The following is a 26631-nucleotide window of genomic DNA, read 5'->3' on the forward strand; positions in this document are numbered from 1 at the left end:
GGTCGGTTAGTCTTGTGCGCAAACGATCTTGGGAAAACTCGAGGCCATGAGCAGGATATTTTTTGCCATAGCGCTCATCTGCGCGCTTGCAGGTTCAGCCTTTGCGCATGATTTCAGCGCATTGGCCCGGATTGAACCTGCAAACAGCCATGTCCAAAATGATGGGCAGGCTGGGGTTCGTGTACAGCTTGGTCTCAGCCAGGGTGTGCCGTATCGGGTGTTCACTCTGGAAAACCCCTATCGCGTCGTCCTTGATTTCAAAGAGGTCGATTGGACCGGGCTTGAGAGCGACAGCCTTCTGCAGGCGGATCGCGTGACGTCTGTGCAATTCGGGGCCTATGTGCCGGGGTGGTCTCGGATGGTGCTGGAGCTTGGCGCGCCAATGGTCGTCGATACGGCGGGCCTGCGGATTGATTCCGCGTCCGGAGCCGCTGAGTTATCTTTGCGCCTTAAGCGATCGACTGCGGAAACCTTTGCCATCAGTGCCGGCGCACCGCGACAACCGGGATGGGATCTGCCGGAAGCCGCTGATTTACCCGACGCTCACCCCAATGACGGTCCGCGTCCGCTGCGTGTCATGTTGGACCCCGGACATGGCGGTATTGATCCGGGGGCCGAGGTTCAGGGCGTGAACGAAAAGTCCCTCATGCTGACTTTTGCCCGCGAACTGCGCGAGCTTTTGCTGCGTCAAGGCGGGTATGAGGTGATCCTGACGCGGACAGACGACCATTTCGTGTCGCTCGAGCGGCGCATTGCGCTTGCGCACAGGGCGGGGGCGGATGTGTTCATCTCGCTGCACGCGGATATCCTGTCAGAAGGCCGCGCACATGGTGCCGCTGTTTATACCTTGTCCCAAGACGCCTCGGATGTGGCCAGTCACAAACTGGCCGAACGGCACGATCGTGCCGACCTGATCTCGGGTATTGATCTGAGTGGTGCGGACGATCAGGTGGCGGATGTTTTGCTGGATTTAGCGCGTCAGGAAACCCGTCCACGCACAGATGCGTTGGCGGGGGCTTTGGCCAACGGAATGGCTCAGCAAGGCGGACCGATGAACAGCCATCCAATCAGAACAGCGTCGTTTTCAGTGCTTAAGGCGGCCGATATCCCTTCGGTTCTGATCGAACTGGGCTTTCTGTCCAGTCCCAGAGACCTGAAAAACATAGTAGATCCCGAATGGCGCATGGGCATGGCGCGGGGGATCCGTGACGGGCTAGAGGATTGGCGTCAGCAGGATGTGATCCGGCGGTCCCTGATTGGTCAGTGACCCTACGGCGTAATCCGGCTAATATGGGTCATCGTGTTTTGACCCAGAGCAGGCGCGCCCTTATATAGACCGCACCGCGAGCAAAAGGCAGTGACGTGATCCGTTTCATATTTTCAATCTTCGGGGCGATCTTCAGCCTCGTGACCCTTGGTGTTTTCATGGCCGCGCTGGTGATTGGCGCGATCTTCTGGATGTATGGGCGCGACCTGCCCAGCCATGAATCGCTGGCGCAGTACAAACCGCCCACGATCAGTCGGATCTATTCGGGCGAAGGCCATTTGATCGACGAATTCGCGCAAGAACGCCGCTTGTTCACGCCGTCCGAGGAAATTCCCGATCTTGTGAAACAGGCGTTTATCTCGGCCGAGGATAAGAACTTCTACACGCATCAGGGCTATGATCCGCGCGGGATCATTGCTGCGGGTGTTGAGGCGGTGAAATCCAAGGGTGAAAACGTGCGTGGTGCGTCGACCATCACCCAACAGGTGATGAAGAACTTCCTGCTGTCCGGCGACCGTCGCGCCGAGCGCAAGATCAAGGAAATCATCCTCGCCACCCGGCTTGAGGATACATTGGACAAGGAACAGATTCTCGAACTCTATATGAATGAGATCTTTCTGGGCCAGAACTCGTATGGTGTGACCGCCGCTGCCCAGACCTATTTTAACAAGACGTTGCAGGAACTGGCCCCGCATGAGGCCGCGACTTTGGCCGCGATGCCCAAAGCGCCCTCGGATTACCACCCGGTCCGTCAGAAAGATCGCCTGCTGGCGCGCCGCGACTATGTTCTGCGCGAGATGAACCAGAACGGCTATATCGACAAGGCCACCTATGAGGCCGAGGTCGCGCAACCGTTGCGTTCGGTCCAGAACGGCGATTTCGAAAGCTTCCGTACCGCGTTGCCGCCGCGTGACTATTTCACCGACGAAATCCGCCGTCAGCTGAGCGAGGATTTCGGAGAGGGTGAGTTCTTTACCGGCGGCTTCACCGTCCGAGCCTCGGTGGACGAGGAAATGCAGGTCGAGGCCGCCAAGGCTTTGCGCACAGCGCTGCAGAAATACGACCGGTCGCGCGGGAAATGGCGCGGTACCGGTGAGGTGATTGCTGAGGATGCCCTGTCGGATGAGGCACAATGGCGCGAGGCGCTGGCCGCGATGGAAATCCCCCGCGATGTGGAACTGCCGACGCAATGGTATCCGGCCGTTGTGCTGAACGTGGCCGAGCAAGCTCTGACCGTAGGAATTGAAAACGGCCCGGCAGACGGCACGGTTCCACGTTCGGATATTCAATGGATGCAGGGCAACTTCTTTGACAATTTCAAGCGCGGCGACGTCATCTTGGTGATGGCCGGCGAGGAAGGACAGTGGTCCGCCCGACAGGTGCCCGAAGTACAAGGCGGCTTTGTGGCCATGGACGTGAACTCGGGTCGTGTTCTGGCGATGCAGGGTGGGTTTTCATATCAAGACTCGGTATTCAACCGCGCCACGCAGGCGCAACGACAGCCGGGATCGAGCTTCAAACCCTTCGTCTATGCCGCCGCGCTGGACAGTGGCTACAGCCCAGCAACCATTGTTGTGGACGCCCCGATCGAGGTGAACACGCCGCAAGGTCTGTGGCGGCCCAAGAACTCGTCGAACAAATTCTACGGCCCGACGCCCTTGCGTACAGGGATTGAACAGTCGCGGAACCTGATGACCATCCGTTTGGCGCAAGAAGTCACGATGCCCGTGGTTGCGGGCTATGCCGAACGGTTTGGAGTTTATGACCGGATGGGCGCATTCCTTGCGAACTCGCTGGGGTCAGAGGAGACGACGCTTTACAAAATGGTCGCCGCCTACGCGATGTTTGCGAATGGTGGTGAGCGGGTCGAGCCCACTCTGGTCGATCGCATTCAGGATCGGTTCGGCAAGACGATCTATCGCCATGACGATCGGCAGTGTCTGGATTGCAACTCGGCATGGTTGGAGCCTGACGAGTCACCCACCATCGAGACCGACCGCTGGCAGGTCATGGACGCCATCACCGCGTATCAGCTGACGTCGATGATGAAAGGTGTTGTGGATCGTGGGACTGCATCTGCTCATGTAAACCTGCCGGTGCCAACGGCTGGCAAAACCGGTACGACCAACGAATCCAAGGATGCATGGTTTATCGGTTTCACCTCGAACATCGTGGCCGGGTGCTACATTGGGTATGACCGCCCGCGTCCGATGGGTAGAGGTGCCTATGGGGGGACAATGTGCGGCCCGGTGTTCCAGAGTTTCATGGAACATGCCACCGAGAAGTATGGTGGCGGTCCGTTCGAAGTGCCTGAGGGTGGCCATTTCATCAAAATCGACCGCTTCAGCGGGGCGCGCCTGCCTGCGGACGCGACCGGTGATTATGTCGTCGCCGAGTATTTCCGCGATGGTGTGGATGGCTTTATCGACCGGGTTTACGATGGTGGGTTTGCGATGGGCTCGGACCTGCCTTTGTTCGAAGAGGCCAGCTCGGGCCGACAGGTGACGACATCGACCGGTGATACGATCACTGTTGGCCCCAACGCCAGCCAGGGTGATCTGCAGGGCGGCGGGCTTTACTGAAATCTTTAAGGGCCGCTCTGACTTGTAGCGGTCCCATGCTCTTGCTATCACGCAGCACTGATCAAGCAAGTTGGGACGTAACCATGCGCGCCGAAACCCAGAATATCGTGGCGGAAATCGAAAAGTCGCTGGAGCTGCTGGCGCAGCGTATGGACTATGAAACCGCACCTCATCGTCTTGAGGAATTCAACGCGCGTGTTGAAGACCCCAACCTGTGGGACAACCCCGAGAACGCACAGAAGCTGATGCGCGAGCGGCAGATGCTGGTCGATGCCATCGAAACCTATGAAACCATCAAGACCGATCTCAGCGACAATATTGAGCTGATCGAGTTGGGCGAAATGGAAGAAGATGACGAGGTCGTCGCCGACGCCGAGGGGGCGATCAAGGCGCTTGGCGAAAAAGCCGCCAAGAAAGAGCTTGAGGCGCTGCTGGACGGCGAGGCCGACAGCAACGACACGTTCCTCGAAATCAACTCGGGCGCGGGGGGGACGGAAAGCTGCGACTGGGCCTCGATGCTGGCGCGGATGTATGTCCGCTGGGCCGAGAAAAAGGGCTATACGGTTGAACTGCAGTCCGAGACCGCAGGTGAAGAGGCCGGGATCAAATCGGCGGCCTACAAGATTTCCGGTCACAATGCGTATGGCTGGTTGAAGTCGGAAAGCGGTGTGCACCGTTTGGTGCGAATTTCGCCCTACGACTCGGCGGCCAAGCGGCATACATCGTTCAGTTCGGTCTGGGTCTATCCCGTGGTTGATGACAATATCGAGATTGAGGTGAATCCGGCGGATATTCGGATTGATACCTATCGGTCGTCAGGTGCGGGTGGTCAGCACGTGAACACCACGGACTCGGCGGTGCGGATCACGCACATTCCCACCGGTATCGTTGTGACCAGTTCCGAAAAGTCGCAGCACCAGAACCGCGATATCGCCATGAAAGCGCTGAAGTCGCGCCTGTACCAGCAAGAGCTGGACCGCCGGAACGCCGATATCAACGCCGCTCATGAAGCCAAAGGTGATGCGGGCTGGGGTAACCAGATCCGGTCTTACGTGTTGCAGCCTTACCAGATGGTAAAGGACCTGCGGACCAACCATGAAACCTCGGACACAAAGGGTGTGTTGGATGGGGATCTGGATGGGTTCATGGCGGCAACTTTGGCGCTGGATGTGGCTGGAAAGTCCCGGTCCGAGGCGCAGGGCGACTAAGCCGGGCAGGGGGCTCTGCCCCCGCCGCGCGATGCGCGACTCCCCCGAGATATTTTTGGCCAGATGAAGTCGATCCCCGTGTAGTTGCTGCTGGAAAAGATACATCTAAACAGTGGGTTTAAATGGGGATAAGCCCCGGATAGGCTGATCGAGTCAGTGTGACCTGTCAGCCGAAGAGATCCGAATGAACCTAAGCCAGATTACCGCAACCGCGTTGGTGACCGAATTGTCCGAGGGGCGGGTCTCTGCGTCTGAAGTGATGCGTGCCACGTTGGACCGCATAGCAGCGGTGAATGGCGATTTAAACGCCATAGTTGGATTGCGGGACCAGGGCGATCTGCTGGCAGAGGCGGCTGAGCTGGACAAAGGGGCGAAGCGGGGTCCTCTGCATGGGGTTCCGATCGCGGTCAAAGACTTGGTCAATGTGGCCGGGGTTGTGTCGACCCAAGGGTCGCCGTTGTTTCGTGATCATATCCCTCAGAAGGATGACATGATCGCTGCCCGGATGCGGGCGGCCGGAGCGATTTTGATCGGAAAGACCAACACGCCCGAATTCGGATTGGGGTCACACACGTTCAACCCCGTTTATGGCGCCACGCGCAACCCGTATGATTCATCACGAACTTGCGGTGGATCTTCTGGTGGCGCGGCGGTTGCTTTGGCGTCCGGTATGGTGGCGCTGGCGGATGGCTCGGACATGATGGGTAGTTTGCGAAATCCCGCCGCGTGGAACAATGTCTACGGGTTTAGACCAAGCTTGGGGAGGGTTCCGTCCGAACCAGTCGGAGACGCGTTTCTGCATCAGCTTTCGACCCTCGGCCCGATGGCGCGTTGCCCCGAAGATTTGGGCCTGCTTTTGGATGTAATATCCGAGCGTGACGCGCGACAGCCCTACAGTGTGAAACCTGAGCCCGTTGGGCCAGTTCAGGCACAAGACCTGACAGGGGTTCGTATTGGTTGGCTTGGCGATTGGGGCGGAGCCTATCCGTTCGAAGACGGGATAGCGGACCTTTGTCGGGATGCAGTGTCCGTTCTTGCCGGGTTGGGGGCACAGGTCGATGAAGTCGTGCCTGATTTCGAAGCCGAGCGTCTGTGGGAAAGCTGGACGGTGCTTAGATCATGGAGCATAGCCGCCAGCCTTGCCCCTCTGACCGAGCATAGATCAATGTTGAAAGACACGGCGCAATGGGAACTGGATCGGGGGCTTGCCTTGACCGCAATGCAGGTTCACCGCGCCAGTGAGATGCGTTCAGAATGGTTCCGGCACGCTCTTGGAATGTTCAACACCTATGACGCGCTGATCCTGCCATCCGCGCAAGTCTGGCCTTTCGAGATCGAAACGCCGTATCCGACTGAGATCGCTGGCACCAAAATGGATACTTACCACCGTTGGATGGAGGTTGTTCTGCCAGTGAGCCTGATTGGCTTGCCGTGCCTGTCAGTGCCGGCGGGGTTTGGCCCAGCAGGCGTGCCGATGGGGATGCAGATTTTCGGTCCGCGCGGCAAGGACGCAAAGCTTTTGTCAATCGGGGCTGCCTATCATGCGGCGACTGAGTGGCCACAAAAAAGACCCGCCAGCTAATAAGCGACACAGGGAGGAGGGAGACAGAATGGAGAAGCCTTTCGGAGTTCCGAAAATGGGGCCGGTTACGACAGACATGTTGCGTGAAGCCTTGAGCCGGGCTTGGGCGGATTTTCGACGTGCGCCGGTCTTTGGCCTTGTTTTCGCAGGCTTCTACGTCCTCGCGGGCTGGGCAATGGCGTGGGTCACGGTACAAACTCAGACCTCGTATTGGCTGGTACTGGCCGCGATCGGATTCCCACTATTGGGGCCCTTTGCGGCAGTTGGGCTGTATGAAGTCTCTCATCGGTTGGAGTTGGGGGAGCCACTTGATTATGCTTCTATTTTCGGCGTTGTGGCGCAACAGGGTCGACGTCAGCTGCCCTCAATTTGTGCGATCATCGTGGTCATGTTCCTGTTCTGGTTCTTCCTTGGTCACATGATTTTTGCGTTGTTCATGGGACTGTCGACCATGACCAACGTTTCCACCTCTCTTGAGGTTTTTCTGACTGTAAATGGCCTGACGATGCTGGCGGTCGGAACTTTGGTCGGAGCGGTTTTTGCCACCCTTCTTTACATGATCACTGTACTATCCATCCCAATGTTGCTGGATCGGGAATTGGATTTCGTGACAGCGATGATCGCCAGCTACAGCTATGTTAGTGCGAACCTGACGGTGATGCTGGGTTGGGGCGTGTTTGTCGCCGTGCTGACGTTTCTTGCCATGATCCCATGGTTTCTTGGACTGCTGATCATCTTGCCGCTGCTTGGACATGCGAGCTGGCACTTGTATCGGCAGATCACACAAGCTGAATCCGCTGCTGCAGAGCCAGGTTAACCCACGTTTATTCTAAGCGTTCAAGGCCATGGTATGCGCACGTCGGGCGGTGCGGGCCGCGCTTATGGCTGCGGCTGGTTGTGTACCAAGGTAACGCAAATTCAAGCGACGCATGGTTGTCTCGTTGGCCGTGGTTTTGGACAAGCAAATCGCAACACCTCGCCAGGTGTCCGGTTGATCTCCTCCACAGCGAGTCATCAGGTAAATTTTGCTGTTTTGCGCCGTACGGTTCGACATCAATATGTAGACTTGGCTTCCTGCGCAGGCGGCGATGCCCTGAACTTCGCGCAACTCAGGCGAGGTCGCCTCGCTGGCCGTCGGCGGTTCGTAGCTGCGGATCATGGTGCATTGCGGCAGGCGCCGCGCATGGATCACGCGGTACCGTGTCGCCTGCGCCCCGTCCAGAGCGGTTTCCGAGACATAATAAAAACCGGCGGGCAGAAGGTCCTCGGTCAGAGTGCCGGGCCCGGAACCCAGAAATTCTGTCAGAGCCGTTGCAGCAGGATGAGGCGCCGGCAGATCGATTTCGTTAAGGGGTCGTAGAAGAATACGTGCGTCCACGTCGAAAAAACAGCAAATACGATTAAGCACGTCGGGCCGTGGAAAGCTCTCTCCGCCAAGGTACCGGTTGAACTGAGTGCGGTTGATCCCAAGCTGACGGCACAGTTCAGAAATCGAGGGGTAGTCCGATGCCAGCAGTCGAAGATTATCACCGAACATCTTGCGCAGCTCAGCCGGGCTGCGGGTTTCGTTGGTCATTTCTGTCCCGGTCTTATTATGTGTTGCCGTGTTCACCCTGTTTGTCCGAGCAATATACCGGACAATCGCGCTTCAATCGTACTGAGGACCCTGACCAGCGCATCCCAACGCCACGTCACAAGACGAGGCTAACGTCCTGATGCGTAAAAGCAATAGTCTTTTAAGTATATTGTATGGAATTTTTGGTGTTTTGGCACGTTTTGGGCAACACATTGCTAAAACGCGTGTGGCCGCCATCAAACCCGAGTTGTCCCGTCCGCTACGTACGCGCAGTGGACGGGACAGAATATTCAGTCGCCGCGCAGCAGTGCGGCGACACCTGTGCGGGCGATCTCGATCAAACCCAACGGGCGCATCAGGTCGGCAAAGGCGTCGATCTTGTCCGGCGCACCGGTGATCTCAAAGATGAATGAATTCAAGGTGCTGTCGACCACATTGGCACGGAAAATATCTGCCAGACGCAGCGCCTCAACCCGTTTGTCGCCTTCGCCAACGACCTTGATGATCGCCAGTTCCCGCTCGACCGAGGGGCCCTCGACCGTCAGGTCATGCACCTCATGCACGGGCACGATGCGGCCCAGCTGCGCCTTGATCTGCTCGATCACCTGTGGGGTTCCGGTGGTGACGATGGTGATGCGGCTCAGGTGGCCGGTGTGATCGACCTCGGCCACGGTCAGGCTTTCGATGTTGTAACCACGGCCCGAAAACAGGCCGATCACGCGGGCCAGAACGCCGGGTTCGTTTTCGACCAGAACCGCAATCGTGTGGCGCTCCTGCACGTCCGAAAAGGTCGGCCGTAGGTTATAGGCCGAATGGCGGGTGGAGCCTTTTTTGATATGTAGGGCAGACATTTACGTCCCTTTCATCATCCTGCGAAAGCCGGGCACCGGAGCGCCCGACAAAATTCGACGAATTTTGTTAAACCAGAACCGAACCTTTGGAGTCGATCACGCCCTGCGTCTCGGCCTCGCCCAGCAGCATCTCGTTATGGGCCTTGCCCGACGGGATCATGGGGAAGCAGTTTTCGTGCTTTTCAACCAGACAGTCAAAGATGACAGGGCCGTCATAGTTAATCATTTCCATGATCGCGTCATCCAGATCGGCGGGGTCGGAACACAGGATGCCCTTGGCCCCGAAGGCCTCGGCGAGTTTGACGAAATCGGGCAGGGCCTCGGACCACGAATGCGAATACCGCTCACCATGCAGCAGTTCCTGCCACTGGCGCACCATGCCCAGACGTTCGTTGTTCAGGATGAACTGTTTCACCGGCAGGCGGTACTGAACGGCGGTGCCCATTTCCTGCATGTTCATCAGCCATGAGGCTTCACCCGCGACATTGATTACCAGCGCGTCGGGATGCGCCATCTGCACACCGATCGAGGCCGGGGTGCCATAGCCCATCGTGCCCAGACCGCCCGATGTCATCCAGCGGTTGGGGTCTTCGAAACCGAGGTACTGCGCGGCCCACATCTGGTGCTGGCCGACCTCGGTCGTGATATAGCGGTCGTGGTTTTTAGTCAGCTCTTCAAGACGTTGCAGGGCGTATTGCGGTTTGATCGTCTTTTCGCTGTTGGTGTAGGCCAGACAATTGACCTTGCGCCAGTCGCTGATCTGTTCCTGCCACTTGGCAACCGCAGCCGCATCCGTCTTGCGCCCACGCGCTTTCCAGACCTTGAGGATATCCTCCAGCACATGGGCCACGTCCCCAACAATCGGGATATCCACACGGATCACCTTGTTGATGGACGAGGGATCAATGTCGATATGCGCCTTTTTCGAATTCGGCGAGAACGCATCAATCCGCCCGGTGATCCGGTCGTCAAACCGCGCGCCGATGTTGATCATCAGGTCACAGTCATGCATCGCCAGATTGGCCTCATACAGGCCGTGCATACCCAGCATACCCAACCAATTCTTGCCCGAGGCTGGATAAGAGCCCAGGCCCATCAAGGTCGACGTGATGGGAAAGCCGGTCGCATCCACAAGCTCGCGCAGCAATTGGCTGGCGGCAGGGCCCGAGTTGATCACGCCGCCGCCGGTATAGAAGACGGGCTTTTTGGCTGTTTCAATCGCCGCGACCAGCTCGGTGATCTCTTCCAGATCGCCTTTTAGAACCGGTTGGTAATGCGAGGTCGAGGGTTTCGGCCCGGAATACTCACCTGAGGCGAACTGCACGTCTTTCGGGATGTCGATCAGCACCGGACCGGGGCGACCGGAGGTGGCGACGTGGAACGCCTCGTGCATCGTCTCGGCCAGCGAATCCGTGTCCTTCACCAGCCAGTTATGCTTGGTGCAGGGGCGGGTGATGCCAACGGTGTCAGCCTCTTGGAACGCGTCCGAACCGATCATGAAGGTCGGCACCTGACCGGTCAAAACGACGATCGGGATCGAATCCAGCAGTGCGTCGGTCAGGCCGGTCACCGCGTTGGTGGCACCGGGGCCTGAGGTCACAAGCGCAACGCCGGGCTTGCCGGTCGACCGCGCATAGCCTTCGGCGGCGTGCACGGCCCCCTGTTCGTGACGCACCAGAATGTGGCGAATGTCGTTTTGCAGAAAAATCTCATCATAGATTGGTAGCACGGCGCCGCCGGGGTATCCGAATACCGTGTCCACGCCCTGATCCTTGAGGGCCTGAACCACCATCTTTGCGCCGGTCATCTCACGTGTCATCTGCTTTGCTCCGTTCGCGACATGTGTCTTGCGTGTTGCCAAAAAAAAGCCCCCGAGATTTTCGGAGGCGCATGGGTTGGATTATGGTTTACCGTCACCGGCCCATGCGCGTTTTTCCTACGATTACTACTAGCGCTTTCATCGCCAGAGGCTCCTTTTTTGCGTGCAGGGACATTATGGGCGGCGCGACGGGGCGTCAACAGGCAATTGCACCAATTTTCTATCCCAGGCAGTGAATTTTGCGACATTTTATTGCGCAGATTGCCGCATGTCTGGAATTTTTGCGAAATAGGGGTGCTGATTCCCTGCATTCGCCTGTTTCGCTTGTGCTCAAAAGCGTCACGACGATGTCCGAAACGAGCATGATTGCGGCTCAAAGCTGAGGCAACCTGACCCAGACCTTTGCTGGCAACGGAGGCAGACCATGCTGCATGATCTGATTGATCTGGGACGGTATCCGATAGATTGTCCGGACTCGCGGGCATATGAGCAGTTAATCAACGATCTGCGAAAAGAACTGGATCAGGATGGCTGCGCCGTCATGCCGGGGTTCGTTCATGCCGAAGGTGTCGCGTCGCTGTTGCAAGAGGCTGAGCTTGTCGCAGGTCACGCCCATCGCTCGTTCAACCGGACGAACGCCTATTTCACGCAGGACGATCCTACGCTGGAAAGATCCCACCCGGTGCGGCAGTTTTATGATCGTTCGAACGCGTTTGTGCCTGCGGATAATTTCCCGAATTCCGGGCCGTTGAGGCGTATATATGAGTCTGAACCTTTTTTGCCTTTTATCCGGGCGGCGCTGAACGAACCGGAAGACAAGTTCTTTCGCTACGATGACCCGTTGGCGGATGTGATCATCAACGTTGTGGAGGAGGGGCAGGGTTTTCCATGGCATTTCGACACCAACAACTACACGGTCACACTGGCCATTCAAAATGGTGAGGCAGGCGGTGCGTTCGAATACGTCCCGAACCTTCGAACAGCAGAGGACGAGCAGTTTGAATCGGTCGCTTCGATTCTTGACGGTAGCAGGGCAAGGGTCCGTGAATTGGAACTGCTTCCTGGCGATCTGCAGATATTCCGTGGGCGGTACGCGTTGCACCGGGTGGCCCCTGTGAAAGGGCCGCGCAGCCGTTACGTCGGCATTTTCTCATTCGCCAAAGCCGAAGGGATGTGTGGCAGCGTTGAGCGAACCAAACAGCTTTATGGTCGGGTGCTACAACATCACCATGATCGGGAGGGGCTGAGAAACGATCCATTGCTGGATTGAAACGTGGTGGCCTGCGCGTGAGATAGATTTGCCACCAGAGGCGCGTATGCCTGAAATATTGCAGCTCACTCCATTTGTATTGTGCTCTTCTTTGCAAAAGCAGATCGACTTCTATTGCAACCGTCTTGGGTTTGCCTGCGAGTTTCGGCAAGACAATTATGCGTTTCTGTCGCTTGGCCCAGTGGCCATTCGTTTGCTGGAATGCCCGCCGCGCAAAGACCGACGACAGTTAGGCGATGAGCAATCGTTCTACATAGACGTGGATGATGTTGACGCGCTGTATGAAACCCTACGCGCGGGGTTGGAGAGTTTGCCCGAGGTGCGCGTGCGGCCACCATTTGACCAACCCTATCAGCAGCGCGAGTTTCACGTCATTGATGAAGATGGAACGCTGGTCTTTTTCGGTCAGGACATCAGGCCCCGGGGCTGAGTGCTCCTGCCCGTTGTCAATGCGCCTGCGGCGCATCTCCGCCGGTTGGGCCGGGCAGCGCGTGCCGCGCTGCGGTCAGAAACCGGGGCTGGTGCCCTGCAAGACTCCATGCTCGAGCGCATAGCGAGTCAGACCGGCGGTCGAAGAAATTCCCAGTTTGCGCTTGATGTTCTTGCGGTGGGTCTCGACCGTGCGGACCGAGATGTCCAACGTTTGGGCTACTTCTTTGTTGGATTTTCCCTGCGCCAGTTCCAATAGAATGGTCTGTTCCCGACCCGTCAGGGCCTCGCGCGTACCACCGCTTTTGGGTTCCAGCGATCCGCTGGCCCCGGTGCACAGGTATTGCTCGCCTTGCATGACGGCATCGATGGCCTTCTTGATCTCGTCTGTCGGAACATCCTTGAGGACATATCCCTTGGCCCCGTGACTGAGGGCTGTCGAAATGTATTCAGGGCTGTCGTGCATGGACAGGACCAGAACGCGGGTTTGAGGCAGGCGTTCCAGAATGATCTCGGTCGCGCTAAGGCCGCCCATGCCGGGCATGTTCAAATCCATCAAGATCACATCAGGTGCCAGAGTAGCGACCTGATCTACGGCGTCCTGCCCGCTGCTGAGCGTTCCGACAACAGTGATTTCGTCGTAGCTTTCGAGGATCGACTGTATCCCTTCGGCGACCATCGGGTGGTCGTCTACGATAAGGACACGGATTGTGGCGTCGCTCATGTACCGGCCTTTCGGTTGGGCGTGGCGTCTTCCTGTGGCGGCAGCAAATGGCTGAGAGGCAGGCTGACCTCGATCACCGTTCCGCTGCGTGGGCCGCGTGATGACAGAATACGCAGCGATCCGTCAAGCTGTTCGATACGCTCCTGCATGTTTCGCAACCCGATCCCCGTACTGCCGTCGCCGGGTGCACTGCGCAGTCCGCGGCCGTTGTCGGTGATCCGCATGGTTGCGCCCTTTTTGTGGCCGCGCAGGTCTATCGTAACACGAGTTGCGCCGGAATGGCGTTCGATATTGGTCAGGGCCTCTTGCGCGATACGGTAGAGCGCAATCTTGCTGTCCTGATCCAGACGGTTGCGGAAGACAACCGTTGAGAACTCGGTGTCGGTTCCGGTGCGGTCCCTAAAGTCATCGGTCAATGCCTTGAGGGCAGGGCCAAGCCCGAGGTCGTCCAAAACGCCGGGACGCAGGTCGCGGCTTATGCGACGAACTTCGGTGATGGCAGACCCCAGATGGTCGATGCCCTTGCCCAAAGGGTCACGCGCGCCCGCATCATCGCCACGTTCCAACCGCCTGCGGGCGTTATCCAACGCATAGCGCACGCCCACAAGGATCTGGCTGATCCCGTCATGTAATTCGCGCGCCACGCGGCCCCGCTCTTCCTCTTGCGCATCGAAAACGCGTTGTGTCAGCTCTTTCAGCTTTGCGTCGGCCAACCTGCGCTCGCGAACGTTCAGCAGCATCCCCGATGTGAAAACGATTAGGACAGCCGCCAGAACGATAGCGCCGATGTATCCAAAGGTGCGCTGCACACGGGCCTCGACCTCGGCACGGGCATTGGCGACGGTTGCTACGATATCGTCGATGAAAACGCCGGTCCCCACGGCCCAGCGCCAGTCCTGCAGGCCGACCACATAGGCGATCATCTGCGCCTCTTCCCCGGTCGAGGGCTTTTGCCACATAAAGCTGTGCCATCCCGCGCCCTGACGGGCGAGGCGAATGAACTCATCCACGACAGGAGTGCCATCGCTGTCGGTCAGCCCCTCCCAGTTGCGGTTGATGAATTGCGTCTGACGTGGGCTGACAAGGTTGTTGCCGTCATAGTCATAGACGAAGAAGAATCCGTCCTTACCGTAGATCATCGCCGACAGGATCTGTGTCACAAGATTCTGCGCGACCTTATCGTCGGGCGTAGCGCGGCCATAGATATAGGCAAACCCGTTGCGGGCCTGCGTGACATAGTTGCGCAGTTCTTCTTTCTTGGCCTCGATCAGGCGACGTTCAAGTGCCTGAATTTCGCGCTCGGCCGTGGCGCGGGCTTCCTGTGTAACAAAGAACGCAATTGCCGCCACGGCCACCAATAGCGGGATAGCTGCCACAAGTGACAGTTTCTGGCCATAGGTCAGCGAGATCAGGTTGCGAAATCCTTTCATGGACGAATCGATACGCAAGCGCGCGGGAAAATGCAAAATCTTTGCTCGAGACCGGTTTTTTCTATCGTTCGCGAGCGGAAAGCACTGGACGTTTCCCCAATTTCTACGCCTCGCCGCAGAAAAACCGGCTTACCTACGTAGTAGTAGGTATTCACATTCAAATTCCTGTCATTAGGCTGGCGCGCACTGAAAACGACTGCCCCGAGATCGTTCGGGGGTTTGAACTATGTAGGGGAGGAACACTCATATGGATCGTCGTTCATTTCTAAAAACATCTGCTCTGGGCGGCTCGGCTGCTGCGGCCACCACGCTGGCAGCACCGGCTTATGCACAGGGCAAGCGTACCCTGACCATGGTGACCTCGTGGGGTCGCGGTCTGGCGGGCGTTTTTGACAGCGCACAGCGTTGCGCCGACAGCATCACTACGATGTCCGATGGCGACCTGACGGTCGAAATCAAAGCCGCGGGCGAACTGGTTGGCGCGTTCGAGGTCTTTGACGCCGTTTCGTCCGGCCAGGCCGACATGTACCACGCTGCCGATTATTACTTTGTGGGTCAGCACCCGGGCTACGCGTTCTTCACCGCTGTTCCGTTCGGCATGACCGCGCAGGAACTGGTGAACTGGTACTACCACGATGGCGGCATGGAGCTGCATGACGAGCTGGGCGAAATCTTTGGCCTGAAATCCTTCCTGGCCGGGAACACCGGTGCGCAGGCGGGCGGCTGGTACTCGAAAGAGATCAACGGCCCCGAGGATTTCCAGGGTCTGAAATTCCGCATGCCGGGTCTGGGTGGTCAGGCACTGGGCAAACTGGGCGCATCGGTTCAGAACATTCCGGGCTCGGAAGTGTATCAGGCGCTGTCCTCGGGTGCGATTGACGGCACCGAGTGGATTGGCCCCTGGGCGGACGAAAAAGCCGGTTTCCAGGAAATCACCAAGACATACTACACCGCGGGCTTCCACGAGCCGGGCGCAGGTCTGTCGCTGGCAACGAACCGCGACGTGTTCGACGAACTGACACCTGCACAGCAGAAGATCATCGAGATCGCGGCTGGTGAAGCACACCAGTGGAACCTGGCGCAATTCCTGGCCAACAACGGCGCGGCGCTGCAGCGCCTGCAGTCGGGTGGCGTGAAGGTTCTGGAATTCCCCGACAGCGTCTGGGATGCCTTCGGTCAGGCCAGCCAGGAAGTTCTGGACGAAAACATGGGCGACGAGCTGTTCAAGAAAATCCACGACAGCGCAATGTCGTCGATGGCAGCGTCTTCGGCATGGAACAACCTGTCGTCGGGTGCCTACACCACCCAGCGCGACCGCGTTCGCGGCTAAGCAGCGTTTCTTCGACCAAACGGTTTCCCCACCACGCGTGGGGAAGCCTTTCCCGTTGCAACAGCGCGGTTCGGACAGCCGCGCATCATAGGTGCAACTGACGCGACCTGGGGACAACATGCAGGACGAAAACGGTATCTCGTTCTTCGGCGCCCTGTGGAATGGACTTGTATGGTTCATCCAGAACATTGCCGAAGCCTTCTATAATTTCGGATACGCCATCACGCATCCGCAACTCTGGCTAGACTGGTCAGACAAGGCGTCGATCATGCGCTTTGTCTATTACGGTGGCTCGGTCGAGTTCTTCTTTGTGATCTTCACATTCTTTCTGGTTCTGACCGCCGTCGGTCTGTACTACCGCAATTTCATGTGGGGGATGGTGCGGGTTCTTGAGGGCTTTGCGAACACCACAGGCCGGTTCTTTGCATGGGCCGGTTTGTTGATGGTCATCCAGCAGATTGTCATCGTTTTCATGCAACGGGTGTTTACCCGCCCTGATATGTCCTTTGGCCTTGGTATACCATTCACTCAGGATATCAGCTGGTTCGCGGAAGAACTTAAACTTTATAACGCCATGGTGGTCTGCCTGTGCTGTACCTACACATTCGTGCAGGGCGGGCATGTGCGCGTTGACCTGATCTATGCCGGCATCAGCCATCGGGCCAAACGCGTGGTCGACATGTGCGGCGCGGTTCTGTTTATGATGCCTATGGCCGTGCTGACCTGGATGTATGGCTGGTACTTCATGTGGCGGCACCTGATCGTGCCGAAACCCTCGGCCAGTGATACGTTGGACCGCCTGGTCGCCAAATCCCGCGCGCTGCGCTGGAACGTGGAAACCATCGGTTTCAGCCCCAACGGGTTCAACGCCTACTTCCTGTTCAAGATCCTGCTGGTGGCTTTTGCGGCCATGGTGTTCCTGCACGCCATTGCATTCCTCTACCGCTCGTTCCTGGAATACTCGGAAGGGTCCGAGAGCACAGGAAAATACCTCGACAAGGATAGCCTTGGTGAGGGTGAAGAAGCCTACGAAGGCGCACATTAGGGACGGAGACCCAGACTATGTTATTCGGACTTGATGGCGTCGAGATAGGCCTCATTATCGTATTCTTCTGCCTTTTCGGAGGCATCCTATCCGGTTTCCCGGTGGCGTTCGCCATCGGCGGGGCAGGGATCATTTCCTTCGGGATCATCGCAGCGCTGGACAGTGCCGGGCTGCTGATCCACCAGGCAATTGATACCGGCTCCCAAGCCTACCGAGATCTCGTGAATTCGGGCGTCAAACCCGACACGGTGTCGGTTTTCCGCTTCCCGGACTTACCAAGGATCGCCGAGCCGGTCTTTGTACAGGGCTGGGAAACCGCGCTGGACCGCAACGTGTCCTTCATCGTGAACCGCATGAACGAACGCGTTCTGGCCGGTCAGTCGATTGAAACCCTGCTGGCCGTTCTGATGTTCGTCCTGATGGGCATCACGCTGGAACGCTCGAAGATCGCAAACGATCTGCTGACCACGATGGCACGTGTCTTTGGCCCGCTGCCCGGTGGTCTGGCCGTGTCGATTGTGGTTGTGGGGGCGTTCCTTGCCGCTTCGACCGGGATCGTGGGCGCGACCGTTGTGACCATGGGCTTGCTGGCGCTGCCAACCATGCTGCGCAACAACTACTCGCCGGAACTGGCGACCGGTGTGATCGCGGCCTCGGGCACGTTGGGGCAGATAATCCCACCGTCGATCGTGATCGTTCTTTTGGGGACACTGGCCGGTGATCTGTATTCGACCGCGCAGGAAACCCGCGCGCAGGATGCAGGCTGTACAGACGCGCTGACCTATCTGGGTGAGCCTGCCGTGGTCTCGGTTGGGACATTGTTCCAAGCAGCTTTGCTGCCGGGGATCATGCTGGCGCTGCTTTATGCGCTTTATGCCTTTGGCTATGCGTTGCTGAATCCGGAAAAAGCCCCGGCCGTTGAAATGTCAGGCGGTAGTGGTGAGCCGATCACCCGTGCCGAAGGTCTGACCTGGTTGCTGGGTGCACCGGTTGCGCTGATCGTGGGCATGATGGTTCTGAGCAGTGCTGGTGTTGTCGGAAGCCAGAACATCAGCGTCTCGGCTTTCTCGGATATCGGTGAGGGCGCATCGCTGCGCACGAACGTGTCTGAGGAATGCAAAGCCTCGATGATCGACTTGCACGGACAATTGGCTTGGGATCAGGCCGTGGCCGAGCAAGAGGCCATCGATGCCGCAGGTGGCACCGCCGAGTCGACACGCCTGACCGAAGAAGAACTGGTTGCTGCGCAACAAGCCAAGATCGCTGCTGCTGCGCCGATCGGCACGGGTGTGGCTGTCATGGTCGTGCTGCTGGGTCTGACGCTGGTCATGGGTCGCGGCATTGCGCCATCGAAGCCGACGCAGCCGCTGACCGTAGGGGCCATCGGCCTGTTGCTGATGCTGCTGGTCGATGTCCTGCTCATTGCGCCAACCACGTCCTCGGGGGCGACCTTTGTCTTGATGGCGGTGCCGTTTGCGCTGGCCATTTATGGGTGCAAAGAGGCCGCTGCGCGCTGCGCGACCAATGATCTGATCCGCGTGGTCTTCCCGCCGCTGGTTCTGATCATCGCGGTTCTGGGCTCGATCCTGGGCGGTGTGACCAACCCGACGCCCGCTGCGGCGCTGGGGGCAGGCGGGGCGATCATGCTGGCCGCGTACCGCAAGCTGCAGGATCAGGGCCGCTCGGCCAAGGTGATCATCTGGGCGACTTTGGCCGTGATCGTGGCCTTGCTGATGGGTGTGAACTTTGACCTGCGCATCAACCAGAGCGATGTCAGCGTCGAGACCTGGATTGCCTTCATCGTGGCCTATGGCGCCTATCTATTTGCCCTGTTCGGCTTGCTGTTTGGTTGCTGGGTCTTGTTTACCAGCGGGGTTCTGACGCCCGTGGTGCGCGAGACAGCCAAGGTGACCTCGATGGTCTTCACCATCCTGATCGGCTCGCAGTTGCTGAATCTTGTGGTGATCTCGTTCGGGGGTGAGCACTATATCCAGCAGTTCCTGCGCAGTTTCGACAACGAGTTCACGGTCTTCCTGATCGTGATGCTGGTGCTGTTCATTCTGGGCTTTGTGCTGGACTTCCTCGAGATCATCTACATCGTGATCCCCATCGTGGGCCCGGTGATCTATGGCGGGTCGTTCGATCCGAAATGGGTCACGATCATGGTGGCGGTGAACCTGCAGACCTCGTTCCTGACGCCACCTTTCGGGTTCGCGCTGTTCTACCTAAGGGGCGTTGCGCCTAAAGAGGTCACAACAGGTCATATCTATCGCGGGATCATTCCATTCGTGCTGATTCAGGTAGTCGGGATTGGTATCCTATGGTTCTTCCCGACCATCGTGACCATCGTGCCGGATCTGATCCCGAATTGATCAGGCCGACATAAAAATGACAGACCGGAGGCCCTGTGGCCTCCGGTCTTTTTTGTTCAGGCTTCGGCTTTGGGATGCGTCAGTTCCGCAAAAGCAGCTTCGGCCTCGTGGTCGATATCCAGCGTGGCAGGGGTCAGGATCCCGGCGTCGGGGTCATTGAAGACCGCCCTGTCCAGCTTGCCGACACGCTGGGCGACAATGGTGGTGACAACCGCGTCGCCGGTGATGTTCACCACCGTCCGCATCATGTCGATGATCCGGTCAACGGCGAGGATGATGGCGATCCCGTCCAGCGGCATTCCCAGTTGATTCAACACCATGGCCAGCATCACGATACCCACGCCAGGCACTCCGGCAGTGCCGATTGAGGCCAGAACCGAGATCGAGATGATGGTCATATATCCACCAAAGCCCAGATCAATCCCATAGGCATTGGCCAGGAACACCGTCGCCACCCCATGCATGATCGCAGTTCCGTCCATGTTGATCGTCGCGCCCAAAGGGATGCCGAACGAGGCAATCGAGCGGTCCACACCGATGCGCTGGGTCACGCACTGCATCGAGGCCGGGATCGTCGCGTTCGAGCTTGAGGTCGAGAAGGCAAACACCTGCGCCGAGCGCATTTTGCGCAGAAACGCGCGCGGGCTGAGACCGGTGCAGACATAAAGCAGCACCATCAATGTCACGCAGAGGTGGAAGACAAGCGTCAGGCTGATGGTCGCCAGGTATCCGATGACCGGGGCAAACAGGCCGAAACCTTCCAGCGCAAAGGTCTTGGCAATCAGACAGAAGACGCCGATCGGAGCGAAGGCCATCACGATCTCGACGATTTTCATCGCTAGTTCGTTCATGAAGGTACAGCCCTCGACAAAGGCTTTGGCGCGGCTTCCGATCATCAGTACCGCAATACCGACAACGATCACATAAAAGATGATCTGCAGCATTTCGCCATTGGCCAGCGCCTGAACCGGGTTCTTGGGGATGATGTTTGCCAGTATCTGCCACGCGGTATCCTGCGTTGCGACGGACACATCCGCGCTGGCCATATGCAGGCTGTCAAATCCCATGCCGGGGTTGAAGATGTTGGCAAACACAAGCGCCGTCATCACCGCCAGCGCCGTGGTCGCCAGATAGGTCACAAAGGTCAGCCCTCCGACACGCCCCAAGACCTTGAGATCACCAATCCCAACCACGCCGCACAGTAGGGAAAAAACCACCAGCGGTACGACCAGCATCTGCAGCGCGTTCAGGAACATCTGGCCGACCATGCTGAACAAGCCATTGACCAGATGTTCTTGAAGGAACGGTATGTGCCAATAGTTCAGGGCCAGTCCAAGGGCTGAACCAAGCGCAAGGGCCGTTAGAATTTGCGTCGTCAGGTTGGCCGCAAGCAGCCGTCGAATAGCATGAGTCATTGTCCGTCTCCCTTTACCAAAGCCAAACCCGCAGGTCGGGAACCTGTTGCATCACGGGCTATGTCATTGAAGCCCAGCCGAGCGGATCTAAACGGGGTCGAACGGCTGAGGGTCAGGATTACTTGGTGACGTGGGGTAAGGATTCAATCGCTGTCCGTAGGGAAGTCGCCATTTAGATGATTAATAATTGTTCATCTTTTCTGACGGATCTGCCCCGAGACAGTCAAAATGCTGGAACAAGCGCTAGCTGAACTCGATCAAATCCCAGCGATTTCCAAACGGGTCGCGCCAGACCGCGACGGTTCCATAAGGTTCACGACGCGGGGTTTCCTCGAACGTCACGCCAGCCGCCGTCATGGCCGCGTGGTCGCGTTGAAAATCATCCGTTGCCAGGAAAAAGCCGACACGTCCGCCGGTTTGGTTGCCTATGGCCTTGTTTTGATCGACGTCAGTCGCTTTGGCCAGCAGCAAAGACCCCTCGGGCGCATTGGGAGGAGCCACGCGCACCCAACGTTTACCATCACCCAAATCAATGTCCTGCTCGAGCGTAAAGCTTAGGGTTTGCGTGCAAAATGAAATCGCAGCATCGTAGTCTGGCACCACGAGGGTCACCGCATGCAGGCTCTGACGCATGGGACTTCAGCCTTTGGTCGGGTGTCGGTCAGGCAATTGGATATTCGCCACTTGTTCGGCAATCGGAGCGGTCGACAGAGGGTGGTGGCCCGATCCTGCAAGATCAGCCGGGTTTCCGACCTTGACCCATTCACCTTGAATATATGCCTCCAACCCCGAAAACCGGGCCTTATATCCCATCTTGGGGCTGCCAGGGACCCAATATCCAAGATAAACATAGGGCAGTCCGGCCTCGCGCGCGATGTCGATATGATCAAGGATCATATAGGTGCCCAAGGAATTCTGCGGTTGATGCGGGTCATAGAACGAGTAGACCATGCTAAGCCCGTCATCCAGAACATCGGTCAGACTGACGGCGATCAGGTTATCGGTGTCGGGGTCCGCATATTCCACAACGCGGCTGCGGATCGGAGTTTCCTCGATCATTGCGGCGAATTCGAACACGTCCATATCGGCCATACCTCCATCGGCATGGCGGGTATCCAGATAGCGGCGAAACAGCTCGTACTGTTCATCGGTGGCCCAAGGCGAATTGGCCTTGCGCTGCAGGTACGCGTTTCGCTTGACTGCGCGCTTTTGGCTTTTGCTGGGGGCAAACGCGGATACGTCGATACGGGCTGACAGACAAGCGGCGCAATCGGCACATGACGGCCGGTACAGGACGTTTTGCGAGCGGCGAAACCCTTGTTGCGACAACGAGTTATTCAGTTGATCTGCCCCTTCACCCTGTAGGGCTGTGAACAGCTTCCGCTCCATCCTGCCCTCAAGATAGGGGCAAGGCTGTGGGGCCGTCACATAGAATTGTGGCGCTATAGGCAGCGTGTGTCGCATGAAAGTCCCGTTTTTTCTGACCGGGATGATAGCAATCGATCCCGGAGCCGCCAAGTGATTCACGCTACAGGGTTACTATTACGCGCGCTGGTTGATCATCACCGTTCCAAGGAAGGAATCCGTCAGGCCCTGTCCGCGGGAACTGGTCAGCATCATGATGACCGAGATGACCTGCACCACAAAGATCGCCATACTCACGAAATATCCCGCCGTATGGGCGATAGCCTTGCCCAGGTCCATCCGTGCGCCGAATGCATCGCGCAGTTCGATTCCCATAAAACGCATGCCCAAAGTGGCCGACCCGTTCGCAATGGTGACGACACGGTAGACAAAGCTGATGACGGCATAGATCAGAGGCAGGAAAAACAACCCCGCACCCAGAGTGAGGAAGATCGGAACAATACAAAGCAGCGATATCAGCGCGATATCGAACAGCCAGGCGACAAAGCGCTTGGTCGCCACCGATTGATAGAATTCCGGTTGGCGATCTGGATCTGGTAGATGAGTCATATAGGGATATCCGCGTCGTTGAATGGGTTCACCCTGTCCCGAAAACCGGGGCAGGGCAAGGATCAGATCAGGCGCGTGCGTCGCTTTCGTCTGCATCGTGGTTATCACGGGCGCGTTCGTCCATGAATTGATCGAACTCGGCCTTGTCCTTGGCATCGCGCAGGCGGCGCAGGAAGGCTTCGAAATCCTGTTGTTCGCGCTCGAGCCGGGCCAGGGTGTCGGCCTTATAGGCATCAAAGGCGCTGTTGCCCGACGGTTTCATCGCGCTCATGTGGCTGTTCCAGGACGTGCGACGGCTGCAGGATTTGCTGAACATGCGCTTGCTCCAGATCATATAGGCCAGAAGGGCCAGGCCCACAGGCCAGAAAAAGATGAAACCTAGGACCATGGCGGCAATCCAGGCGCCTTTGCCCTTGTCGTCCAGCCAGGCCTCGATACGGTGCAGCCATCCCGGATTTGAAGGGACGGCGGGGTCGGATAGTGCGGTCATTTTGGTCTCCGGGTTGATGTAAATTGTTTTCACATTGAATAGATGGGAGTTGGGCGGCAGGTTGCAAGGGGTGTATGTAAAAATGTTTTACATTGGCTTTAAGGGGGTGTCGCAGCGATGCAGTTAGGACTTGTGCAAGCCTTTGAAATCAGGCCATTTGGGGGCAGTAACACGCCGGAGGCCCCATCATGACCGCTCTGTCGATCCACCGAATGCCACGCCCGTTCGATCCTGCGTTGGGTGATGAAACACGGGGTCTGGTTGCGGGTCTGACGCCGGAACAGGCTGAGCTGATCGCGGGTGTCGCGGGCTCTAGCCCGTATCTCAAAGGGTTGATCGAGCGGGAAAAAGACTGGCTGGCCGGGGCCTTGCAGCAGCCCGATCAGGCGCTGGCCGAGGTGATGGCCGCCGCCCGCGCGCTGCCGCCGGATCAGCTGAAACCGGGGTTGCGGCAGGGCAAACGACGGATGGCGCTGTTGACCGCGCTGGCCGATGTGGCAGGGGCGTGGCCGTTGGAGAAAGTCACGGCGGCGCTGACTGATTTCGGTGCGCTGGCGGCGGATGTGGCGGCCAAGGCCGAGATCGCGGCGCTGATCCGGCGAGACAAGTTGCCGGGCATGAGCGAGGACGACGTTGAAACCGCCGCCGGGATGATCATTCTGGCCATGGGCAAGATGGGCGCGCATGAGCTGAATTACAGCTCGGATATCGACCTGATCGTGCTGTTCGATGAGACCCGGTTTGACCCGGATGAATTCTATGAGGCGCGTCATGGCATGGTGCGTGCCACGCGGAACTTCTGCGCCACGCTCAGCGACAAAACCGCCGATGGCTATGTGTTCCGCACCGATTTGCGTCTGCGCCCCGATCCGGGTGTGACGCCTGTGTGTATGGCGGCCGAGGCTGCCGAGCGGTATTACGAAAGCCTTGGCCGCACTTGGGAGCGTGCCGCCTATATCAAAGCGCGCCCCTGTGCAGGGGACATCGCGGCAGGACAGCGGTTTCTGGACACGCTGCGCCCCTTTGTCTGGCGGAGGCATCTGGATTTTGCCGCCATTCAGGACGCCCATGACATGCGCCTGCGCATCCGCGAGAATAAGGGGACCGGTGGTGCTCTGACCATTCCGGGCCACGACATGAAGTTGGGGCAGGGTGGCATCCGCGAGATCGAGTTCTTCACCCAAACCCGCCAATTGATCGCCGGAGGGCGTGACCCCGATCTGCGCGTCCGCGGCACAGTGCCGGGGCTGGCCGCGCTGGCCGCAAAGGACTGGGTGCCACCAGAGGTCGCCGACAAACTGACCGACCATTACCGCGCCCATCGTGAGGTCGAACATCGCATTCAGATGATCCACGACGCCCAGACCCACAAAGTGCCGCAATCTGCGGAAGGTATCGAGCGCGTCGCCTGCCTAATGGGGATCAGCAGCGAAGATCTGACCTCCGACCTGACCCGCCGCCTGACCGAGGTGCATGAATTGACCGAAGGGTTCTTCGCCCCCGGAGCCGCAGCCCCCGCGCCAACCCCCGAGGTCACCTTTGACGAAGGCGTCATGGCGCGCTGGCCTACCTATCCGGCGCTGCGCTCGCAACGGGGCGCGCGTATATTCGAGCGGCTGAAACCGGAACTGCTGTCGCGTCTGGCCAAAACCGCGAAGCCGGATGAAGCGCTGCTTGCGCTGGATGGGTTCCTGTCGGGCTTGCCTGCAGGCGTACAACTGTTTTCTCTGTTCGAGGCCAACCCCCATCTGATCGACCTGCTGGTCGATATCGTGGGGACATCTCACGCGCTGGCGGGGCACCTTTCGCGCAATGCCTCGGTTTTTGACGCGGTGATCGGCGGCAGCTTCTTTGACGACTGGCCGGGGCAGGCGGCCTTGCAGGCCGATCTGGAGCAGGCGCTGGCGCAAGAGGCGGATTACGAGACACAGCTGGATTTCGCCCGCCGCTGGTGCAAGGAATGGCATTTCCGCGTTGGTGTTCACCACCTGCGCGGGCTGATCGACGGGGCGCAGGCCGGGCAGAACTATGCCGATCTGGCTAGTGCCGTGATCGCCGCGCTTTTGCCGCATGTGGCCGGGCAATTCGCCCGCAAACACGGGCCGGCGCCGGGACGCGGGGCGGCGGTGCTGGGCATGGGCTCGATCGGGGCGGGGCGGATCAATTCGCAATCCGATCTGGATATGATCGTGATCTATGACCCGCTGGATCAGGACATGTCCGACGGCCCGCACCCGCTGGCCACGCGCACCTACTACGCGCGCTTCACGCAGGCGCTGATCACGGCCTTGTCTGCGCCCATGTCGCAGGGGCGGCTCTATGAGGTCGACATGCGGCTGCGCCCCTCGGGAAATCAGGGGCCGGTGGCAACCAGTTGGGCCAGTTTCACCAACTACCAGCAGAATGAGGCATGGGTCTGGGAACACTTGGCCCTGACCCGCGCCCGCGTTGTGGCTGGAAATGCTGATCTGGCGCAGGATATCGAAACCTTCCGCGCCGAATTCCTGACCCGTCCCCGCGATAGCGCGAAAGTGCTGCGCGAGGTGGCCGAGATGCGTAGCCGTCTGGCCGCCGCCAAATCGCCGGCCGGTATCTGGGATGCCAAGAACGGCGCAGGCCGCATGATGGATATCGAACTGATGGCAGAGACGGGCGCGTTGCTGTCCGGTCTGCCTCAGCGGGATGTGCATACGGGGCTGGATGGCGCGGTCGCTGCCGGGCTGCTGGATGTCGCGCAGGCGCAAACGCTGAAGGACTGCTATGATCTATGCTGGTCGGTGCAATGCGCGGCCCGGCTGCTGTCGGGCAAGGTGATCGAGGCCGACAAGATCGGCGAGGGCGGTACGGCTTTTCTGTGCCGGGCCACCGGGTTTGAACAGGTCGACCAGCTTCAGGCCGCGCTGCAGGACAGTTACGACACCGCTGCCGGGATCATCGGCTGCGTTATTTCGGAGGATACTCATGGCGCGCAGTGACGACCCCAATGACCACAAGGGCCTGATCCGCGAGGCATATAACATGGAGGGCATCACCTTGCCCGAATGCCGTAGCATCTTTCTGGACTGGGCACTCAGCCTGCCTGTGGATCGGGATCAGACGCAGGCGCTGACCGATCTGCACGCGATCTACGCGGCACAGGCGGATCACCCGATGACGCAGGTGCTGACCGAGGGATTGCAGGCAGCACAAAAACCTAAACGCCGCGGCGGCTGGCGGTCCCGCGATCGCTAGGGCTTTTCCCCGCGCGCCGGAGCTACTAAGAGGAGC

At 58.6% G+C, this 26631-nt stretch carries 22 protein-coding genes; 12 read left to right on the top strand and 10 right to left on the bottom strand.

The window, feature by feature from the left end:
- Positions 1-46 precede the first annotated feature (46 nt).
- The 5 genes from GOW48_RS07535 to GOW48_RS07555 all read left to right on the top strand — a co-directional run bounded on the left by GOW48_RS07535 (position 47) and on the right by GOW48_RS07555 (position 7456).
- Positions 47-1267: an N-acetylmuramoyl-L-alanine amidase gene (locus tag GOW48_RS07535; protein WP_170752639.1), complete on the top strand. Its 1221-nt coding sequence runs from the start codon at positions 47-49 to the stop codon at positions 1265-1267.
- A gap of 95 nt (positions 1268-1362) precedes the next feature.
- Positions 1363-3849, top strand: a complete 2487-nt coding sequence (locus tag GOW48_RS07540) for a penicillin-binding protein 1A (protein WP_170354485.1) — start codon at positions 1363-1365, stop codon at positions 3847-3849.
- Positions 3850-3932: 83 nt separating this feature from the next.
- The gene (prfB, locus tag GOW48_RS07545; RefSeq protein ID WP_170752641.1) at positions 3933-5057 is read left to right on the top strand and encodes a peptide chain release factor 2; all 1125 of its coding nucleotides are present in this window, start codon (positions 3933-3935) and stop codon (positions 5055-5057) included.
- Positions 5058-5241: 184 nt separating this feature from the next.
- Entirely contained in the window at positions 5242-6639 is a 1398-nt protein-coding gene (locus GOW48_RS07550; protein WP_170752643.1) for an amidase, read from the top strand.
- Between the two features lie 28 nt (positions 6640-6667).
- A complete protein-coding gene (locus tag GOW48_RS07555) occupies positions 6668-7456 on the top strand; it encodes a DUF2189 domain-containing protein (RefSeq protein WP_170752645.1) in 789 nt (262 codons plus the stop codon).
- A gap of 12 nt (positions 7457-7468) precedes the next feature.
- Here the strand turns inward: GOW48_RS07555 and GOW48_RS07560 are convergent, their stop codons facing one another.
- The 3 genes from GOW48_RS07560 to GOW48_RS07570 form a co-directional block, all read right to left on the bottom strand.
- The gene (locus tag GOW48_RS07560; RefSeq protein WP_170354481.1) at positions 7469-8215 is read right to left on the bottom strand and encodes a helix-turn-helix domain-containing protein; all 747 of its coding nucleotides are present in this window, start codon (positions 8213-8215) and stop codon (positions 7469-7471) included.
- Positions 8216-8505: 290 nt separating this feature from the next.
- Positions 8506-9066: an acetolactate synthase small subunit gene (gene ilvN, locus GOW48_RS07565; RefSeq protein ID WP_170354480.1), complete on the bottom strand. Its 561-nt coding sequence runs from the start codon at positions 9064-9066 to the stop codon at positions 8506-8508.
- A 67-nt stretch (positions 9067-9133) separates the two neighbouring features.
- Positions 9134-10885 (bottom strand): acetolactate synthase 3 large subunit, encoded by a 1752-nt coding sequence (locus tag GOW48_RS07570; protein ID WP_170354479.1) that lies wholly within the window; start codon positions 10883-10885, stop codon positions 9134-9136.
- Positions 10886-11309: 424 nt separating this feature from the next.
- Between GOW48_RS07570 and GOW48_RS07575 the strand changes: the two genes are divergently transcribed.
- Together GOW48_RS07575 and GOW48_RS07580 are read left to right on the top strand one after the other, a co-directional pair.
- Complete coding sequence (locus GOW48_RS07575) at positions 11310-12155, top strand: HalD/BesD family halogenase (protein WP_170752646.1); 846 nt, start codon at positions 11310-11312, stop codon at positions 12153-12155.
- Between the two features lie 46 nt (positions 12156-12201).
- On the top strand, positions 12202-12585 hold the full coding sequence (locus tag GOW48_RS07580) for a bleomycin resistance protein (protein WP_170752648.1): 384 nt from the start codon (positions 12202-12204) through the stop codon (positions 12583-12585).
- Between the two features lie 75 nt (positions 12586-12660).
- On the opposite strand, the gene GOW48_RS07585 is transcribed toward GOW48_RS07580, so the two are convergent.
- Both GOW48_RS07585 and GOW48_RS07590 read right to left on the bottom strand, forming a co-directional pair.
- Positions 12661-13308 (bottom strand): response regulator transcription factor, encoded by a 648-nt coding sequence (locus tag GOW48_RS07585; protein WP_170752651.1) that lies wholly within the window; start codon positions 13306-13308, stop codon positions 12661-12663.
- On the bottom strand, positions 13305-14738 hold the full coding sequence (locus GOW48_RS07590) for a cache domain-containing protein (protein ID WP_170752653.1): 1434 nt from the start codon (positions 14736-14738) through the stop codon (positions 13305-13307). Before GOW48_RS07590 ends, GOW48_RS07585 begins: the two co-directional genes overlap by 4 nt.
- A 247-nt stretch (positions 14739-14985) precedes the next feature.
- Here GOW48_RS07590 and GOW48_RS07595 point away from each other — a divergent pair, with 247 nt between their 5' ends.
- From GOW48_RS07595 to GOW48_RS07605, 3 genes are all read left to right on the top strand, one after another.
- Entirely contained in the window at positions 14986-16068 is a 1083-nt protein-coding gene (locus GOW48_RS07595) for a TRAP transporter substrate-binding protein (protein WP_170354474.1), read from the top strand.
- Positions 16069-16186: 118 nt separating this feature from the next.
- Positions 16187-17113 (top strand): TRAP transporter small permease subunit, encoded by a 927-nt coding sequence (locus GOW48_RS07600; RefSeq protein WP_170752655.1) that lies wholly within the window; start codon positions 16187-16189, stop codon positions 17111-17113.
- A 17-nt stretch (positions 17114-17130) separates the two neighbouring features.
- Entirely contained in the window at positions 17131-19485 is a 2355-nt protein-coding gene (locus tag GOW48_RS07605; protein WP_170752657.1) for a TRAP transporter large permease, read from the top strand.
- 56 nt (positions 19486-19541) lie between these two features.
- Here GOW48_RS07605 and GOW48_RS07610 read toward each other — a convergent pair whose 3' ends face one another.
- The 5 genes from GOW48_RS07610 to GOW48_RS07630 form a co-directional block, all read right to left on the bottom strand.
- Positions 19542-20900, bottom strand: coding sequence for a dicarboxylate/amino acid:cation symporter (locus GOW48_RS07610; protein WP_170752659.1), 1359 nt, complete (start codon positions 20898-20900; stop codon positions 19542-19544).
- 243 nt (positions 20901-21143) lie between these two features.
- Positions 21144-21533: a VOC family protein gene (locus GOW48_RS07615; protein ID WP_170752661.1), complete on the bottom strand. Its 390-nt coding sequence runs from the start codon at positions 21531-21533 to the stop codon at positions 21144-21146.
- A 6-nt stretch (positions 21534-21539) separates the two neighbouring features.
- Positions 21540-22364 (bottom strand): arginyltransferase, encoded by an 825-nt coding sequence (locus tag GOW48_RS07620; RefSeq protein ID WP_170354469.1) that lies wholly within the window; start codon positions 22362-22364, stop codon positions 21540-21542.
- Positions 22365-22442: 78 nt separating this feature from the next.
- Entirely contained in the window at positions 22443-22874 is a 432-nt protein-coding gene (locus GOW48_RS07625) for an RDD family protein (RefSeq protein WP_170354758.1), read from the bottom strand.
- A gap of 67 nt (positions 22875-22941) precedes the next feature.
- On the bottom strand, positions 22942-23364 hold the full coding sequence (locus GOW48_RS07630; protein ID WP_170752663.1) for a DUF2852 domain-containing protein: 423 nt from the start codon (positions 23362-23364) through the stop codon (positions 22942-22944).
- Between the two features lie 185 nt (positions 23365-23549).
- Here GOW48_RS07630 and GOW48_RS07635 point away from each other — a divergent pair, with 185 nt between their 5' ends.
- Positions 23550-26339 (top strand): [protein-PII] uridylyltransferase family protein, encoded by a 2790-nt coding sequence (locus GOW48_RS07635; protein ID WP_170753001.1) that lies wholly within the window; start codon positions 23550-23552, stop codon positions 26337-26339.
- Complete coding sequence (locus GOW48_RS07640) at positions 26326-26595, top strand: hypothetical protein (RefSeq protein WP_170752665.1); 270 nt, start codon at positions 26326-26328, stop codon at positions 26593-26595. The genes GOW48_RS07635 and GOW48_RS07640 overlap by 14 nt, the downstream gene beginning before the upstream one ends.
- Positions 26596-26631: the final 36 nt, after the last annotated feature.

Source organism: Ruegeria lacuscaerulensis (assembly GCF_013033355.1).
Taxonomy (GTDB): domain Bacteria; phylum Pseudomonadota; class Alphaproteobacteria; order Rhodobacterales; family Rhodobacteraceae; genus Ruegeria; species Ruegeria lacuscaerulensis_A.

What these genes read in the sequence shown, in the direction of transcription:
- GOW48_RS07535 (WP_170752639.1), top strand. Translation starts at nt 47, where the DNA reads ATGAGCAGGATATTTTTTGCCATAGCGCTCATCTGCGCGCTTGCAGGT.
- prfB (WP_170752641.1), top strand. Translation starts at nt 3,933, where the DNA reads ATGCGCGCCGAAACCCAGAATATCGTGGCGGAAATCGAAAAGTCGCTG.
- GOW48_RS07550 (WP_170752643.1), top strand. Translation starts at nt 5,242, where the DNA reads ATGAACCTAAGCCAGATTACCGCAACCGCGTTGGTGACCGAATTGTCC.
- GOW48_RS07555 (WP_170752645.1), top strand. Translation starts at nt 6,668, where the DNA reads ATGGAGAAGCCTTTCGGAGTTCCGAAAATGGGGCCGGTTACGACAGAC.
- GOW48_RS07560 (WP_170354481.1), bottom strand. Translation starts at nt 8,215, where the DNA reads ATGACCAACGAAACCCGCAGCCCGGCTGAGCTGCGCAAGATGTTCGGT.
- ilvN (WP_170354480.1), bottom strand. Translation starts at nt 9,066, where the DNA reads ATGTCTGCCCTACATATCAAAAAAGGCTCCACCCGCCATTCGGCCTAT.
- GOW48_RS07570 (WP_170354479.1), bottom strand. Translation starts at nt 10,885, where the DNA reads ATGACACGTGAGATGACCGGCGCAAAGATGGTGGTTCAGGCCCTCAAG.
- GOW48_RS07575 (WP_170752646.1), top strand. Translation starts at nt 11,310, where the DNA reads ATGCTGCATGATCTGATTGATCTGGGACGGTATCCGATAGATTGTCCG.
- GOW48_RS07580 (WP_170752648.1), top strand. Translation starts at nt 12,202, where the DNA reads ATGCCTGAAATATTGCAGCTCACTCCATTTGTATTGTGCTCTTCTTTG.
- GOW48_RS07585 (WP_170752651.1), bottom strand. Translation starts at nt 13,308, where the DNA reads ATGAGCGACGCCACAATCCGTGTCCTTATCGTAGACGACCACCCGATG.
- GOW48_RS07590 (WP_170752653.1), bottom strand. Translation starts at nt 14,738, where the DNA reads ATGAAAGGATTTCGCAACCTGATCTCGCTGACCTATGGCCAGAAACTG.
- GOW48_RS07595 (WP_170354474.1), top strand. Translation starts at nt 14,986, where the DNA reads ATGGATCGTCGTTCATTTCTAAAAACATCTGCTCTGGGCGGCTCGGCT.
- GOW48_RS07600 (WP_170752655.1), top strand. Translation starts at nt 16,187, where the DNA reads ATGCAGGACGAAAACGGTATCTCGTTCTTCGGCGCCCTGTGGAATGGA.
- GOW48_RS07605 (WP_170752657.1), top strand. Translation starts at nt 17,131, where the DNA reads ATGTTATTCGGACTTGATGGCGTCGAGATAGGCCTCATTATCGTATTC.
- GOW48_RS07610 (WP_170752659.1), bottom strand. Translation starts at nt 20,900, where the DNA reads ATGACTCATGCTATTCGACGGCTGCTTGCGGCCAACCTGACGACGCAA.
- GOW48_RS07615 (WP_170752661.1), bottom strand. Translation starts at nt 21,533, where the DNA reads ATGCGTCAGAGCCTGCATGCGGTGACCCTCGTGGTGCCAGACTACGAT.
- GOW48_RS07620 (WP_170354469.1), bottom strand. Translation starts at nt 22,364, where the DNA reads ATGCGACACACGCTGCCTATAGCGCCACAATTCTATGTGACGGCCCCA.
- GOW48_RS07625 (WP_170354758.1), bottom strand. Translation starts at nt 22,874, where the DNA reads ATGACTCATCTACCAGATCCAGATCGCCAACCGGAATTCTATCAATCG.
- GOW48_RS07630 (WP_170752663.1), bottom strand. Translation starts at nt 23,364, where the DNA reads ATGACCGCACTATCCGACCCCGCCGTCCCTTCAAATCCGGGATGGCTG.
- GOW48_RS07640 (WP_170752665.1), top strand. Translation starts at nt 26,326, where the DNA reads ATGGCGCGCAGTGACGACCCCAATGACCACAAGGGCCTGATCCGCGAG.